Genomic DNA, 14,062 nt, shown 5'->3' with positions numbered 1-14,062 from the left:
TCCGGTGCTGGTGGAGGACATCATGAGCCCGCGGCCGGTCACGGTGCGGACCGACCTGCCGCTGGGGGCCGCCGCGCGGCTGCTCGCCCGGCACGCCGTCACGGCGCTGCCCGTCGTCGACGACCGGGCGCGCATCGTGGGGGTGATCAGCGAGGCCGACATCCTCGCCCGTGCCTGCCTGACGGACCCCGTCGGGACGGCGATGAGCAAGGTGGTGGCGCTGGTGCACCCCGAGACCGACATCGCCGAGCTCCGCGACGTCTTCACCCGGACCGCGGTGAAGAGCATGCCCGTGGTCGACGCGGCCGACCAGGTGGTCGGCATGGTCAGCCGCAGCGACCTGCTCCGTGCCTTCGCGCACGACGACGAGACCCTCGAGCAGGAGGTCGCCGACGTCCTCGCCCGCGCCCGGGTCTCGGGATGTCGGGTGCAGGTCCGCAACGGGATCGTGCAGCTCACGGGTCTGGGCCCGGCCGACGACGCCCACCTGGCCGCCGTCCTCGACGCCGTCGTCGCCACGCCCGGCGTGGTGGCGGTCCGGGCCGGGTGAGCACCGTGAAGCATCTCGAGGAGATCGAGGTCGACGACTGCGAGCGACTGCTGCGCTCGGGGGTGTTCGGACGTCTCGTGCTGGTCGCGGACGGCCGCGCGGAGATCGTGCCCGTCAACTACACCACCCACGGCGACGCGGTGTGGGTGCGCACCTCTCCGGGATCGCTGCTGGACCGCCACGCCGACGGCGTGCCGCTGCTGCTCGAGGTCGACCACGTCGACCACGAACGCGCCCACGGCTGGTCGGTGGTCGCGCGCGGCCGCGGCGAGCGGGTGCCCGACGGCGAGCGCACCCCGGAGGAACGGCGCACGCCCGGCCCGCCGCGCTGGGTGCGGCGCGAGGACGAGGTGTGGATCCAGCTGCGCTGGGAGGAGCTGACCGGACGCCGGACCGGGTCGGGCTGGGACCTGACCGACGGGCTGCCGGTGAGCAGGGTCGGCCGATGACGACGGCGGAGGTCCTGCTGCGCGACGGCGGGCTGGCGGAGATCCGGCCGCTCGAGCGCCGCGACGGCCCGGGCCTGCACACCCTGCACGAGAGCGCCTCGGCGGACGCGCTGCGGCTGCGCTTCTTCAGCAGCGGGCGCCGCGCGGCCAGGATGTACGTCGACCGGGTGCTCGACTCCACGGAGACGATCGCGCTCGTCGCACTGATCGGCGACCGGCTGGTCGCTCTCGCCACGGCGGAGCCCGTCGACGAGACGACCTGCGAGGTCGCGTTCCTGGTCGCGGACGAGCTCGCCGGCCACGGCCTCGGCACCCTGCTCCTCGAGCACCTCGCAGCGCAGGCCCGCGATCGCGGGGTCCGACGGTTCACCGCCCTGGTGCTCGCCGAGAACCACCGGATGCTCGACGTCTTCGCTGCTGCGGGGTTCGCGGTCACCCGGGCCAGCGCGCACGGCGAGTGCGAGCTGGCCATGGACACCGCCGTCACGCCGAGCGTCCAGGAGGCGGCGGACCTGCGCGAGTTCGCGTCGGAGGCTCGCTCGCTCGCCCCGGTGCTGGCGCCCCGCTCGGTCGCGATCTACGGCGCCCGGCGGGACGGGACCGGCATCGGCGCGGCGGTCCTGGCCGCCGTACGCCGCGACGGCTTCGGGGGCGACGTCGTGGTGATCCACCCCCGCGCGGACGAGGTCGGTGGGGTGCCGGCCCGCGGGTCCTTGGCGGAGGGACCGCCGGTCGACCTCGCGGTCATCGCGGTCCCGGTCGCTGGGGTGCTGGACGCGCTGGAGGACGCCGCCGCCGGGGGAGCCCGGGGCGCGGTCGTGATCTCCTCGGGCTTCGGCGAGATGGGAGCCGACGGGGCGCGTCGGCAGCGCGAGCTGGGCCGGTTCGCCCGCCGCCACGGGATCAGGGTGATCGGCCCCAACTGCCTCGGCGTCCTCGACAACGCGCCCGACGTCCGGCTCAACGCCACCTTCGGGTTCCGGGCGCCCGCGACCGGCAGCCTGGCCGTCGCCAGCCAGTCGGGCGGCGTGGGCATCGCGCTGATGGACCTGCTGAACCAGGCAGGCGTCGGCGTGCGGACGTTCGTCTCCCTCGGCAACAAGGTCGACGTCTCGGGCAACGACCTCCTCGCCGCCTGGTACGACGATCCCGAGGTCACCTGCGCGGCCCTCTACCTCGAGTCCTTCGGCAACGCCCGCAAGTTCGCGCGCTTCGCCCGCCGGTTCTCGCTGCGCAAGCCGATCGTCGCCGTCGTCGGCGGGCGCTCGGACGGGGGCCGGCGCGCCGGCGCCTCGCACACGGCCGCCGCGGCCACCCCGGCGGTCGGGGTGCGGGCGCTGCTCGCGCACGCCGGCGTCATCGCCTGCCAGGACGCGGAGGAGGTGGCCGACACGGTGACGGTGCTGACCCACGAGCCGCTCCCGGCGGGACACCGCGTCGCGGTGCTCAGCAACGCCGGCGGACTGGGGGTGCTCGCCGCCGACGCCGCCGAGGACGCGGGGCTCGAGGTCGCCGCCTTCTCCGCCGGCCTGCAGGCCGAGGTGGGTGCGCTCGTCGCGCAGACCACCGGGGCCGCCAACCCGGTCGACGCCGGTGCCGGGGCCGACGCGGAGCGGGTCGCGGCGATCGCCGCCACGGTGCTGCGCTCCGCGGAGGTCGACGCCCTCCTGGTCGTGCTCGTGGCCACCGACACCAACGACATCGACGGCGCGCTCGCCGCGCTGGCCGGCGTGCGCCGGCAGTGCCCCGACCGGCCGCTGCTGGTGGTCGCCCTGGGCGCCGAGGACGACGCCACCCCGGCCGGGGTCACCACGATGCGCTCCGCCGCGGCGGCCGTCGCGGCCCTGGGCCGGGCCAGCACCTACGCCGCGTGGCGCCGGACTCCCGCCGAGCCGGCGCCGGTGTCCGACCCGGTCCGGGCCCGCGCGGCCCGGAGCGACGCCCGGGACCTGCTCTCCCAGGCCGGTGCCGACGGCTGGACGGTGCCGGGGGACGCCGCCCGGCTGCTCGAGCGCTACGGGCTCCGCCAGGTCGGCGAGGTCGTCGCACCGCAGGACGTCCCCACGCTGGCCGCGCGGCTCGGGTACCCGGTCGCGGTCAAGGTCGCGAGCGGCGAGGTCGTGCACCGCACCGAGCGGAGGCTGGTGGCGACCGGGCTGACCTCCGCGGACGAGGTGACGGCCGCCGTCGACCGTCTCACCGCCCAGGTGGGGCAGTCGTGCGGAGTTCTCGTGCAGCCGATGGTGACCGGCGTCGAGATCGCGCTCGGCGTGGTCCGCGACCCGGTGCTGGGGCCGCTGGTGATGGTCGCGCCCGGAGGAACGGCGACCGACCTCGCCGGGGACCGGGCCTTCCTGCTGCCGCCGTTCAGCCCGGGCGAGTTCCTGCGCACCCTGCGGGGGCTGCGCACCTGGCCCCTCCTCGACGGCTTCCGGGGCGCGGCGCCGGTCGCCGTCGCGGACCTGGCCCAGGTCGCCTCCGCGCTCGGCCAGCTGGCCGTCGACGTCCCGGAGGTCGCCGAGATCGACCTGAACCCGGTGATGGTCGCCGAGCACGGCGTCCACCTGGTCGACGTGAAGGTCCGCCTCGCGGCGGCCGAGTCCCTCGACCTGCCGCGTCAGCTGCGCCCGACCTGAGAGGCCGGGTCTCCCGTCAGGACCCGCAGCGCCAGCGCGGTGGTCGCCTCCATGTCGAGGTGCCCGACCACCCGCTCCACCCGCGCGATGTCGAGGGGGAGCAGGCCGGGGGTGCCGGGGACGTCGGGCGTCAGGCCCAGGTCGAGGTCGGTGCGCCCGGCCATCAGCCGCAGGTTGAACTCGTAGGTCTCGCGCGCCCCCGGGGCGGAGAGCCGCTTGAGCACCGTCGCGCCGGTACGGCGGGCGCCGGTCTCCTCCGCCCACGCGTCCAGCGCCGCCACCACCGAGCGGCCCTCGTCGTGCTCGATGTCGGCCCAGATCTCGCGCATCGACCCGATGTGGGAGAGCAGGTAGGCGGCCGTCTTCTCGCCGATCCCGGGCACGCCGGGGAGGTTGTCGCTGGCATCGCCCCGCACGGCGGCGAACTCCAGGTAGCGCTCCGCCGGGACGCCGTACAGGGACCGGAGGTGGGCGGAGGTGAGCAAGGGGGAGGCGTTGATGCCGCCGTTGATCAGCCGCAGCACCCGGGTGTGCTCGCTGATGTGGGCGAACGAGTCCCGGTCGGAGGTGATGATCACGCAGTCCCAGCCGTTCTCACCTGCCCAGGTCGCCGCCGAGGCGTTCACGTCGTCGGCCTCGAGCCCCGGCGGGGTGAGCGTCGCCAGGCCGAGCGCGTCGAGCAGCGCCCCGGCTCGGTCGAGCTGGTCGACGAGGTCGGGGTCCTTCTCGGCGCGGCCCGCCTTGTAGTCGGGGTACATGTCGCGGCGGTGGGAGGCGACGCGGTCGTCGAGCCCGAAGATCACCGCGTCCGGCGCGAACTGGTCGATCGACTCGATGATCTGGCGCAGCATGCCGTGCAGCGCCCAGGCCGGCCGGCCGCCGCGGTCGCGATGCCGGGTGTGGGCGCGTGCGTGGTGGTGGCGGTGCAGCAGCGACGGGGCGTCGACGGCGAGCAGCAGCCGGCGGGGACGGTCCGGGACGGCGTGCATGCTCACGAGCCCTGGTTGAGCGGGGAGTCCTTGCGGGCCACCATGTCGAACCGCTCCGCGGGCGAGAGCGCCCGGAACGGCTCCAGCATCTCCAGGCCGTAGCCGCTCACCTCGTCCGCGTCGAGCGCCGGGACGACCGAGTGGACCACGCGGTCGTCGTACAGGTGGAGGAGGGTGAACGCCTGGTGCGCGTCGACGGCCGACAGCAGCCGGCGGTCGGGCGCGAGCTCGGAGGTGTAGCAGGTCGCGGCGGCCACCGACACCGGGACGCCCGCGAACGTGGAGTACGACGTGAAGTGGAAGTGGCCGCCCAGGATCCCGCGGACGTCGCTGCCCGCGACCACCTCGGCGAGGCGCGGCTGGTCGTGCAGCTCGATCAGCTCGGCCAGGCGCAGCATCGGCACCGGGATCGGCGGGTGGTGCAGCGCCAGCAGCGTGCCGTGGGGCGCCGGCGTCGCGAGCACGTCGGCGAGCCAGGCCAGCTGGTCGTCCGACAGCTCGCCGTGGTGCCAGCCGGGGACGCTCGTGTCGAGGGCGACGATCCGCAGCCCGGCGACCTCGTGGACCCGGTCCTGCGGTGCGTCGCTGTCGACGCCGAACAGGCCGCGGCTGTAGGCGCGGCGGTCGTCGTGGTTGCCCATCACCCACACCACCTCGGCCCCGAGCTCCGCGGCCACCGGCTCGACGATCTCGCGGAGCCGGTCGTACGCCGCCGGCTCGCCCCGGTCGGCCAGGTCACCGGTGAACACCAGCGCCTGCGGCGGTGTCGGCAGCCGGCGCAGCCGCACGAGCGCGCGCTCCAGGTGGGCGACGGTGTCGATGACGCCGTACTGCAGGCTGTCGGCGAGCAGGTGCGGGTCGCTGAGGTGGGCGACGACGTGGGTCGGGTCCGGGTACTGGCCGAGGGGCTCCACGAACAGGAGCGTAGGTCCTCGGCCGGCGGAGGTGGCCGGCGCGCCACCCATGGCCTAGGCTTCGAACATGCGTTCGGTCCGAGGCGGTGCGGCGGCCCAGGAGTGCCTGCCGCTCGAACTGCCCCCACCGGTGCCACCGCCCGCGCCCCGTGAGCGGCCGGCCCAGGTGAAGGCCGACGGCGAGGACATGCGGATCCGGCTGCGCAACGACGCTCTCGCCTCCCGCGGCTGGCCGGCGGGGACCGAGCTGGTGGTGTCGACCGACCGCCGCCCGCGCCGCGGGGAAGTGGCGTTGGTCCGGGAGGGCGGCCGGCTGCGGATCGGCGTCCTCGAGGTGCAGTTCGGGCGCTCGGCGCTGCGCACCGACCACGGCGCGACGCTGGTCGGGTCCGCGGCCCGGATGGTCGGCGTGGTGACCGTGGCCGCCGCCCCGCTGGAGGGGATGCCGCTCGTCTCGCCGCCACCGGCGGGTCGCGGCTAGCGGGGTTCCTCGCCGACGTCCGGCTCCCTCGGGCCCGCCCCGGTGCGGCAGGCTGGGGCCATGAGCCCCGACCTGCTGCTGGCCCGCCGTGACCTCGCGTTCCTGCTCCACGAGTGGCTCGAGGTCACGGCGTTGTGCTCCCGGGAGCGGTACGCCGAGCACAGCCGCGACACCTTCGACGCGGTCCTCGACCTGTCCGCCGAGCTGGCGGCCGAGCACTTCGCGCCGCACAACGCGCTCAGCGACGCCCAGGAGCCGCAGTTCGACGGCGAGAGCGTGACGATCGTGCCCGAGGTCGGGGCGGCCGTCCGGGCGTTCGCCGAGGCCGGGCTGCTGTCGGCCGCGATGGACGAGGCGGTCGGCGGCGGCCAGCTGCCGCACGTCGTGCAGCAGGCCTGCTTCGCCTGGTTCCAGGCGGCCAACGTGGCCACCTCGGGCTACCCGATGCTCACGATGGCCAACGCCAACCTGCTGCTCGCGCACGCGACGCCCGAGCAGGTGGCCCGCTTCGTGCCGCCGATGCTCGACGGCCGCTGGTTCGGCACCATGTGCCTCTCCGAGCCGCAGGCCGGCTCCTCGCTCGCCGACGTCGCGACCCGCGCCGTACGCCAGCCGGACGGCAGCTTCCGCCTGTTCGGCAACAAGATGTGGATCTCGGGCGGCGACCACGAGCTGGGGGAGAACATCGTCCACCTGGTCCTCGCCCGCGTCGAGGGCGCGCCGCCCGGGGTGAAGGGGCTCTCGCTGTTCGCGACGCCGAAGTACGTCGTCGACGCCGCCGGTGGCCGCGGCGAGCGCAACGACGTCACCCTGGCCGGCCTCAACCACAAGATGGGCTTCCGCGGCACGGTCAACACCGTCCTCAACTTCGGCGAGGGCCGCCACCTGCCGGGCGGCGCGCCCGGCGCGGTCGGCGAGCTGGTCGGGGAGGAGGGCCGCGGCCTGGCCGTGATGTTCCACATGATGAACGAGGCGCGGATCGGCGTCGGTGCGGGCGCCGTCGCCCTCGGCTACACCGGCTACCTCCGGGCCCTCTCCTACGCCCGGGAGCGGGCGCAGGGCCGTCCCCTCGCCGGCAAGGACCCGGCCGCGCCGCAGGTCCCGATCGCCGAGCACGCCGACGTGCGCCGGATGCTGCTGGCCTCGAAGTCGTACGTCGAGGGCGGGCTCGCGCTGGTCCTGCGGGCCGCGCTGCTGCTCGACGAGCAGCACACCCACCCGTCACCGGAGGCCCGGGCCCGGGCGGGCGCGCTGCTCGACGTACTCACCCCGATCGTGAAGAGCTGGCCCTCGCAGTGGTGCCTGGCCGCCAACGACCTCGCGATCCAGGTCCACGGCGGCTACGGCTACACCCGCGAGTACGGCGTCGAGCAGCTCTACCGTGACAACCGGCTCAACCCGATCCACGAGGGCACCCACGGCATCCAGGCCCTCGACCTGCTCGGCCGCAAGCTGGTCCAGGCCCGGGGGTCCGGCCTGCAGCTCCTGCTCGAGGCCGTCCGGGAGACCGTCGAGCGGGCCCGGGGGACCGGTGACGCCGCGCTCGCGTCGTACGCCGACCGGGTGGCGGCCGCCGCCGACCGGTTCGCCGCGGCGGTGGCCGCGGCGTGGGAGTCCGGCGACCCGCGCACCTCGCTGGTCAACGCCACGACCGGCCTCGAGGCCGCCGGCCATGTCGTGATCGCCTGGACCTGGCTCGACCAGCTGGTCGCGGTGGGTGATCGCGAGGGCGCGTTCTACGACGGCAAACGGGCCGCCGGCCGGTACTTCCTGACCCACGAGCTGCCCAAGGTGGGGCCGATGCTCGACCTGCTCGCGGGCGGGGACCAGCTCTTCAACGAGGTGGACCCGGCTACGTTCTAGCCGACCGGTCGCGGGGCCAGGTCCATGCCCACCGGACGATGAGGCCGAGGAGGAGCAGCTCCAGCACGACGCCGAGGCCGTAGAAGAGGACCCAGGACTCGCCGAGCAGGTTGAACGCGGTGACCGGGACGTAGAGCGCGGCTACGACCAGGTTCGTGATCCGGCTGGCCCGGGCGGGCAGCGTCATCGACAGCACGATCATCAGGTTCGGGACACTCACCAGCGCCAGCGCCGTGGTCGAGAAGGTCTGGGAGAGGTCGAACTCGAAGACCTTGCCGTCGAGGATGTCCTCGATGATGCCGGGCGTGTAGAAGTTGAGGATGTCCACGTAGGCGTAGAGGAACATGAAGCTCGTCCACGCCACCGCGAGCTTGGCTCGCACCGGGATCGGCGGGTCGTGCAGCGTTGCGGCGGGGTGAGATGCACTCATCGTGGGCTCCGTTGTCGTGGTGTAGTCGTGGTGCGGATCGGTGGGTCCACGATCGCGGTCCTCGGGGGTGGTCCGCCTCGGCCCGGAGGCCGGGATCGACTCGGCCGATGGCAGGGTCCGGCTCTCGTCCTTTCGGCCGATGCGCCGACACGTCGATGCCCTTCGCGGTACGTTGCGCGGTGCCGCCCCGCGGTCCGCCCCCTGACAGGAGACCCCATGACCAACGACCCGAGCCCGTCGAAGCCCGCCCGGCCCTTCACCCGTCAGTCCACCGTGCTCGAGCTGTCCTCGACCCTGCCCGGCCGCGCGTTCAAGGCGCTGATCGTGCGCCAGCTCCCTCCGGTCGCCACCGAGAAGGAGCGTCAGGAGCTGGAGGACATGACCGTCGGTCTTCCGCTGGAGACCCTGGTCGAGCTGTCCGAGGGCAAGCTCACCTGGGGTATCGCCGACTCCGTCGTCGACCTCGCGAACGGCAAGCCGCACCGCCTGATCCCTCGTGGTGTGGGCGCCGGCGCGGGCGCCCTGAAGAAGGTCACGAGCGCGGTTCGCCGCTGATCACACGCGACCGTCTCGACGCGCGGCCGCTCTGCATCCTGACGCCCGGCATGCCCCGCGAATCGTAGGTGGTTCGCGTCGTCGACGCTCGGGTCCTCCAACGGGACCGGGGCGAATGGGCGGACGTTCGGACGGGCTGCCTGATGCGGCGGAGAGGCGTCGCCGTCGCGCGCCCCAAACGTCTCGCGGCCCGTGCCTACCCGAAACGATCCGTCCAGCTGGGCTGCCACAACGCCACGAAAATGAGGGCGACGTCAATCGCTACGCCCCACAGGAGCTGACGATCCCAGAACAGCACCATGGTGGCGAGTGACGCTACGGAGGCCGCGATCGCCAGGACCGACCAGATCGAAGTCAGGCCAGGAACTCCCCAAATGGCGAGGCCGAGCAAAGCGAACCCCACGACAACCAGCGCGATGAGCACGACCGCGATGGGTGTACGGGCCGCTCCGGGCACCAGCCATGACCGGTCGAGCCGGAACGGCCACGCTGGATCGGCGCTCGGTGCCAACCACAGCAGGTGAACCAGGCCGTGCGCGATGAGGAGTAGGCCCAGAATGCTGCGGACGATGATCTCCACGTGCCCTCCTTACTGCCTACACCAGTGTTCGATGACAGGGCTTGGCTCGACCAGAGGCGTCGGTCACGTCTTGGAATCATTCGGATCCGCTCATCGGCAGTTCCGCGCGCTTGGGCGGCGGAATGGGCTAGGTCGGGCTGACATCGGTAGGTGCAGCAGACCCCAAGACGGCGACCGCTGATACCCGACTTGGAGAATCGCCCAGGTCGCACCGATGAGGACCGGATCTACTTACGGAGGCGTTTCGCCCAAACGGCCTACCCATGGTGCGGTCCGCATCGCGGCACGATTGCAACCAAGGGTCTTGTGGCGTTCGAGTCTGGACTGAGATCAGGGTCAGCCATGTGACCTCGGGAATGGTCAGACTTGGTGTGTTCCCACGAACGCACAAGGCGGAGCGCTTTCAGCGTCATTCTGGGCGAACTGACGCACGCTTCCAGCCACGACTGACGTCAACCGTGTGCCGGCGGTCCGGCGTCGTAGCAGACGTCGTACCGCGCGGGGTACGCCTCTCCGACGAGAGTGCCGTCGACGCTCCGGAGCGGCTCGACCACGGTTGTGCCGTACCGGGACACGACCCGGAGGAGGCCGTGCGGCGTCTCCCACCGGTAGGCGCCGAGGGCGAGCTGGCGAGTGCGGTAGGGGAGGTGGGTCTTGGCCCGGTGATGTCGGCGGGTGAGCGGGGCGTCGTTGTGGTCGCCGGTCTGGCCGGGTGGTCCGTCCTTGTCGTACGGCGCGACGTGGTCGTGGTCGAGGCGGCGGGTGCGGGAGGCGGAGTGGGGGAAGACGTCGCCGCCGGTGCGCAGGCGGGTGCGCTCCTTGCAGGTGGCGGGGTGCTCGTAGGCGTCGACGGCCGCGCCGGAGCTGAGGTCGATGACCGGGTGCAGGTCGATGGAGCGGTGGCGCAGCAGGGCGGCGACCTGTTCGAGCAGCATCGGGCCGAGGTCCTCCACCCGGGCGATGCCGGTGGCGAAGCCGGCGAGGACGGCGGCGTCGAGGTGGACGTAGACCGTGGCCCGGCGCGGGGTGCGGGCGGGCTGGGGGGCCGGGGTTGCCTCGGGCTCGCGGAGGCCTTCGAGGAAGCGGACGGCGGCGTACGGGTCGGCGAGCAGCTCGACCGCGCGGGCCCGGAACTGGTGCATGGTCGGGACGTCGTCCTCGTCGGCGGGGACGTGCTGGTCGGCCAGGGCCTGCGCGACCTCCTCGACGCTCGTGGTGAACTCGAGGGCTCCCGCGTCCGGGAGCCGGAGGGTGATCGGCTGTACGCCTGCCTGGCCGTCGATGCTCGCGACCGCGTCCCCGGTACGGCGACGGCGGGCGAACACGCCGATCCGGGCCTCCTCGGCGGCGATGCGCTTGCGGTGGGCCTCGGGGTCGGCCTCGATGATGCGTGCCTCGGCGAGCTCGATCAGCTTGCCCGGCGGCAGGTCGTGGGCGGCGGCGACCGAGACGTCGACCAGCTCGACGGCCGCGCGGGAGAGCTTGCGCGAGAGCTCCGCGATCCTGCGGGCCACCCACACCTCCACGTCGAGCTGCTGCACGCGTTCCCACAGGTGGGGGAGACGGTGGCGCAGGTCGAGGGCGGCCGCCGCGCGGTGGGAGGTGGCGACGTACCCGACGCGGCTGGCGACCGCGAACTCGGTGAGGCACAGCTCGGAGGTCTCCGGCGTGCCCTCGCCGCCGAGGCGCACGAGCCGGTCGCCGCCGAACCTCGCGGGGACGGCGCCCGGCTGGGACTGCGGGTCGACCGAGTGCAGGTCGCACCAGGCGAGCAGGCGCAGCAGCGAGTCGACCTCCTGCTGCCTCTTCTGGAGCACGCCGGACTCCTCGGCGGCGAGCAGCTCCGCCGCGCTGAGGTCCCCGAGGTCCGTCATCCTCCGACAGTATTCGAACAGGCGTTCGAAGTCAAGGGAGATGTCACGAGTGCCGCGGTCCGAGCCGGTCCCGTCCGTGCGGGCTGCGCCAGCCCGTCTCGTCCGGCCCCTTCGGCACGATCCCGGTCGGGTTGATGTCCTCGTGCACGACGTAGTAGTGCCGCTTGATCTGGTCGAAGTCGATCGTCTCGCCGAAGCCGGGCGTCTGGAACAGGTCACGCGCGTAGGCCCACAGCACCGGCATCTCGCTCAGCTTGTTGCGGTTGCACTTGAAGTGGCCGTGGTAGACGGCGTCGAAGCGCGCCAGCGTGGTGAACAGCCGCACGTCGGCCTCGGTGATCGCGTCGCCCATCAGGTAGCGGCGGTCGGTCAGCCGCTCCTCCAGCCAGTCCAGAGCCGACCAGAGCCGGTCGTACGCCGCGTCGTACGCCTCCTGGGTCCCGGCGAAGCCACACCGGTAGACACCGTTGTTGACCTCGGTGAAAACCCGCTCCATGACCTCCTCCATCTCCTCGCGGCACTCCTCGGGCCACAGGTCCGGCGCGTCGGGCCGGTGGTGATCGCGCCACTCGAAGAAGAGGTCGTGGGTGATCGCCGGGAAGTCGTTGGTCACCAGCGACCTCGTCGGTACGTCGACCAGCGCCGGCACCGTGACGCCCCGGTCGTACGACGGGTCGCGGGCCAGGTAGGCCTGCTCGAGCCGCTCGTAGCCCAGGACGGGGTCGACGCCGCCCGGGTCGAGGTCGAAGCGCCAGCTGCGCCGGTCGTGGGTCGGGCCGGCCAGGCCGAGGGAGATCACGTCCTCGAGGCCGAGCAGGATCCGCACGATGATCGACCGGTTGGCCCAGGGGCACGCGCGGGCCGCGACCAGGCGGTAGCGGCCGGGTTCGACGGACCAGGTCGGTACGTCGAGCGCGCCGACGTGAGGATCCTGGCTGCGGCCCTGCTCGCGGGTGATCCGGTCCGCGACGTACCTGGTGTCCCGCTCGAAGGCCTTGCCCTTCGTCGCGTAGGCGGCCACGCCCCGGCTCAGTCCTTCTTCACCGCGTCGGCGATGTCGGCCGGTGTCACGTCCACGTGGTCGGGGTCGGCCTGGGCGTCGATGTCGGTGACGGGCGGCGGCGCGGGCGTCGTGCGGGGACGGGGCTTCGACACCGGCGCCGGGTCGAGACCGAGCTCCTCGGTCACGTTGACCGGCTCGTCGGGCGAGATGGTCAGCGTCGGCTCGGCGGCCTTGCCGCCCTGCACCCGGCGGACGGCGGTCTGTGCGACGCCGACCGCCGCGCCGGCCACGGCCGCCGGCGCCTTGAGGGCGGCGACGCTCAGGCGCTTGATCGTGCCGATCGGGTCGAGGTGGATCACGGGGAGCTCCTCTGCTGGTCAGGTTCTCGGGGACGTCCGATCAGTACCCGTTGCCGCGGGTGCCACCCGCGCCGACAGGGGCGTGGGTCGGCAAGTGCCTCCTACCGCCGCACCAGCACGACGTCGAAGGTCGTCCCGGGCGGTGCCCCGGGGCCGAACGGCGGCGGGAAGCCGAGGTCGAAGCGGCCGTTGACCGCGGCGATCAGGTCGCCCTTCACCGCCATCGTGGTCGGGACGTGGAACAGCTCGGAGGTGATCGTGCGGACCACGGTGCCGCGGGAGAGGTCGCCCGACAGGGCGATCTCGACGATGGAGCTCGCGAAGTTCTGTACGACGAACAGCCGGTGTCCCTCGAGCTGGAGGCCGTCCGGGGTGCCGGCGAGGAGCCCGCCGCCGGCGATCGGGATCTGTGTGCTGACGCCGGTCGCCGGGTCGACGAGGGCGACGATGCCCAGCGCGGTGTGGTCGACCACGAGGGTCGAGCCGTCCGGCGTCGCGTCGATCCCGTTGAGGCCGAACGTCCCCGGGGTGGACGACCCTGCCGGCCCGGTCACGTGGATCGCCTCGGGCGGACCGAACCCGCTGTCGCCGTACGGCAGCTTGTAGAGGAAGGGGGCGAAGGTGTCGGTGAAGTACGCCGCGTCCCCGGTGAGCGCGACGTCGTTGGTGAACGCCGTCGGCGGCCCGACCGCGACGTCGGCGACCTGCGAGCCGTCGCGGGTGTCGTAGACGTAGACGTGACCGCCGGGCCCGCCCGCGACGAACAGCAGCTTGCGGGCCTCGTCGACCCGCATGCCGACCGCGGCCCGGCCGGTGTTGTCGATGAACACCGCGCCCTTCCCGGTGCTCAGGTCGCCGCGGTAGATGTCACCGTCGCGGAGAGAGCCGACGTAGAAGGTGTCGCCGGTCCCGATCGCGATGCCCTCCGGCTGGAAGTCGACCGGGAGCGGGACGCTCGTGGCTGCCGGGCGCGCCGAGGCGGGCACGGCGAGGAGCGCCACGGTGGCGAGCGCAACGGTGGCGAGCGCCACGGGCAGGTTGAGCCGGCGCATGGCAGCCTCAGCCGACCGAAGCGATGAAGCCCAGCGCCTCGCCGGAGAGGGCGGCCAGGTCGCCGATCTCGACGACCGGGACGACCTCCATGTCGAACCAGGTGCCGAACGTCGCCATGTCACGCACGAGGGCGTTGATGTCGTCGGTCGTGACGACGGCGAACCCGCCCCTGGCGTCCGCGCGTCCCAGGAACTGCTCGAAGGTGACGGTCTCCGACGGCGTCCACTTGCCGAAGACCTGCAGGGAGCGGGCGATCTCGGCCTCGCCCAGGCTGGGCTTCGCCAGCCACGAGATGACGTACTTCACGACGACCTCCTCGGAGTGGT

At 73.2% G+C, this 14,062-nt stretch carries 15 protein-coding genes; 6 read left to right on the top strand and 9 right to left on the bottom strand.

Going from position 1 to position 14,062, the window contains the following annotated elements:
• Nucleotides 1-22: 22 nt before the first annotated feature.
• The 3 genes from KU893_RS14535 to KU893_RS14525 are packed head-to-tail and all read left to right on the top strand — an operon-like array spanning nucleotide 23 to nucleotide 3,635.
• Nucleotides 23-550 (top strand): CBS domain-containing protein, encoded by a 528-nt coding sequence (locus KU893_RS14535; protein ID WP_218235077.1) that lies wholly within the window; start codon nucleotides 23-25, stop codon nucleotides 548-550.
• Entirely contained in the window at nucleotides 547-999 is a 453-nt protein-coding gene (locus KU893_RS14530; RefSeq protein ID WP_218235076.1) for a pyridoxamine 5'-phosphate oxidase family protein, read from the top strand. Before KU893_RS14535 ends, KU893_RS14530 begins: the two co-directional genes overlap by 4 nt.
• Nucleotides 996-3,635, top strand: coding sequence for a bifunctional acetate--CoA ligase family protein/GNAT family N-acetyltransferase (locus KU893_RS14525; RefSeq protein ID WP_218235075.1), 2,640 nt, complete (start codon nucleotides 996-998; stop codon nucleotides 3,633-3,635). The genes KU893_RS14530 and KU893_RS14525 overlap by 4 nt, the downstream gene beginning before the upstream one ends.
• On the opposite strand, the gene KU893_RS14520 is transcribed toward KU893_RS14525, so the two are convergent.
• A complete protein-coding gene (locus tag KU893_RS14520; protein WP_218235128.1) occupies nucleotides 3,617-4,624 on the bottom strand; it encodes a 5'-3' exonuclease in 1,008 nt (335 codons plus the stop codon). The genes KU893_RS14525 and KU893_RS14520 overlap by 19 nt on opposite strands.
• A gap of 2 nt (nucleotides 4,625-4,626) precedes the next feature.
• Complete coding sequence (locus tag KU893_RS14515; protein ID WP_257441261.1) at nucleotides 4,627-5,538, bottom strand: metallophosphoesterase; 912 nt, start codon at nucleotides 5,536-5,538, stop codon at nucleotides 4,627-4,629.
• Between the two features lie 67 nt (nucleotides 5,539-5,605).
• On the opposite strand from KU893_RS14515, the gene KU893_RS14510 reads away from it, so the two are divergent.
• Together KU893_RS14510 and KU893_RS14505 are read left to right on the top strand one after the other, a co-directional pair.
• Nucleotides 5,606-6,019, top strand: coding sequence for a hypothetical protein (locus KU893_RS14510; RefSeq protein ID WP_218235073.1), 414 nt, complete (start codon nucleotides 5,606-5,608; stop codon nucleotides 6,017-6,019).
• A gap of 60 nt (nucleotides 6,020-6,079) precedes the next feature.
• The gene (locus KU893_RS14505) at nucleotides 6,080-7,882 is read left to right on the top strand and encodes an acyl-CoA dehydrogenase (protein WP_218235072.1); all 1,803 of its coding nucleotides are present in this window, start codon (nucleotides 6,080-6,082) and stop codon (nucleotides 7,880-7,882) included.
• Here the strand turns inward: KU893_RS14505 and KU893_RS14500 are convergent.
• Nucleotides 7,872-8,312, bottom strand: coding sequence for a DUF6326 family protein (locus KU893_RS14500; protein ID WP_218235071.1), 441 nt, complete (start codon nucleotides 8,310-8,312; stop codon nucleotides 7,872-7,874). The genes KU893_RS14505 and KU893_RS14500 overlap by 11 nt on opposite strands.
• Nucleotides 8,313-8,528: 216 nt before the next feature.
• Between KU893_RS14500 and KU893_RS14495 the strand changes: the two genes are divergently transcribed.
• The gene (locus KU893_RS14495) at nucleotides 8,529-8,867 is read left to right on the top strand and encodes a hypothetical protein (RefSeq protein WP_218235070.1); all 339 of its coding nucleotides are present in this window, start codon (nucleotides 8,529-8,531) and stop codon (nucleotides 8,865-8,867) included.
• Between the two features lie 196 nt (nucleotides 8,868-9,063).
• Here the strand turns inward: KU893_RS14495 and KU893_RS14490 are convergent, their stop codons facing one another.
• The 6 genes from KU893_RS14490 to KU893_RS23305 form a co-directional block, all read right to left on the bottom strand.
• Nucleotides 9,064-9,447, bottom strand: a complete 384-nt coding sequence (locus tag KU893_RS14490; protein WP_218235069.1) for a hypothetical protein — start codon at nucleotides 9,445-9,447, stop codon at nucleotides 9,064-9,066.
• Between the two features lie 452 nt (nucleotides 9,448-9,899).
• Nucleotides 9,900-11,321 carry a hypothetical protein gene (locus tag KU893_RS14485; RefSeq protein WP_218235068.1) on the bottom strand — a complete coding sequence of 474 codons (1,422 nt, stop codon included), beginning with the start codon at nucleotides 11,319-11,321 and terminating at the stop codon, nucleotides 9,900-9,902.
• Between the two features lie 43 nt (nucleotides 11,322-11,364).
• On the bottom strand, nucleotides 11,365-12,342 hold the full coding sequence (locus KU893_RS14480) for a glutathione S-transferase C-terminal domain-containing protein (RefSeq protein WP_218235067.1): 978 nt from the start codon (nucleotides 12,340-12,342) through the stop codon (nucleotides 11,365-11,367).
• Between the two features lie 8 nt (nucleotides 12,343-12,350).
• Nucleotides 12,351-12,683 carry a hypothetical protein gene (locus KU893_RS14475; RefSeq protein ID WP_218235066.1) on the bottom strand — a complete coding sequence of 111 codons (333 nt, stop codon included), beginning with the start codon at nucleotides 12,681-12,683 and terminating at the stop codon, nucleotides 12,351-12,353.
• A gap of 101 nt (nucleotides 12,684-12,784) precedes the next feature.
• Complete coding sequence (locus KU893_RS14470; protein WP_218235065.1) at nucleotides 12,785-13,735, bottom strand: SMP-30/gluconolactonase/LRE family protein; 951 nt, start codon at nucleotides 13,733-13,735, stop codon at nucleotides 12,785-12,787.
• 7 nt (nucleotides 13,736-13,742) lie between these two features.
• Nucleotides 13,743-14,042, bottom strand: a complete 300-nt coding sequence (locus tag KU893_RS23305; protein ID WP_218235064.1) for a DUF3303 domain-containing protein — start codon at nucleotides 14,040-14,042, stop codon at nucleotides 13,743-13,745.
• Nucleotides 14,043-14,062 lie beyond the last annotated feature (20 nt).

It is taken from the genome of Nocardioides daeguensis (genome assembly GCF_019192965.1).
Lineage (GTDB): Bacteria > Actinomycetota > Actinomycetes > Propionibacteriales > Nocardioidaceae > Nocardioides > Nocardioides daeguensis.
The sequence above is the reverse complement of the archived record's forward strand: the minus strand, read 5'-3'. Positions and strand labels throughout refer to the sequence as shown.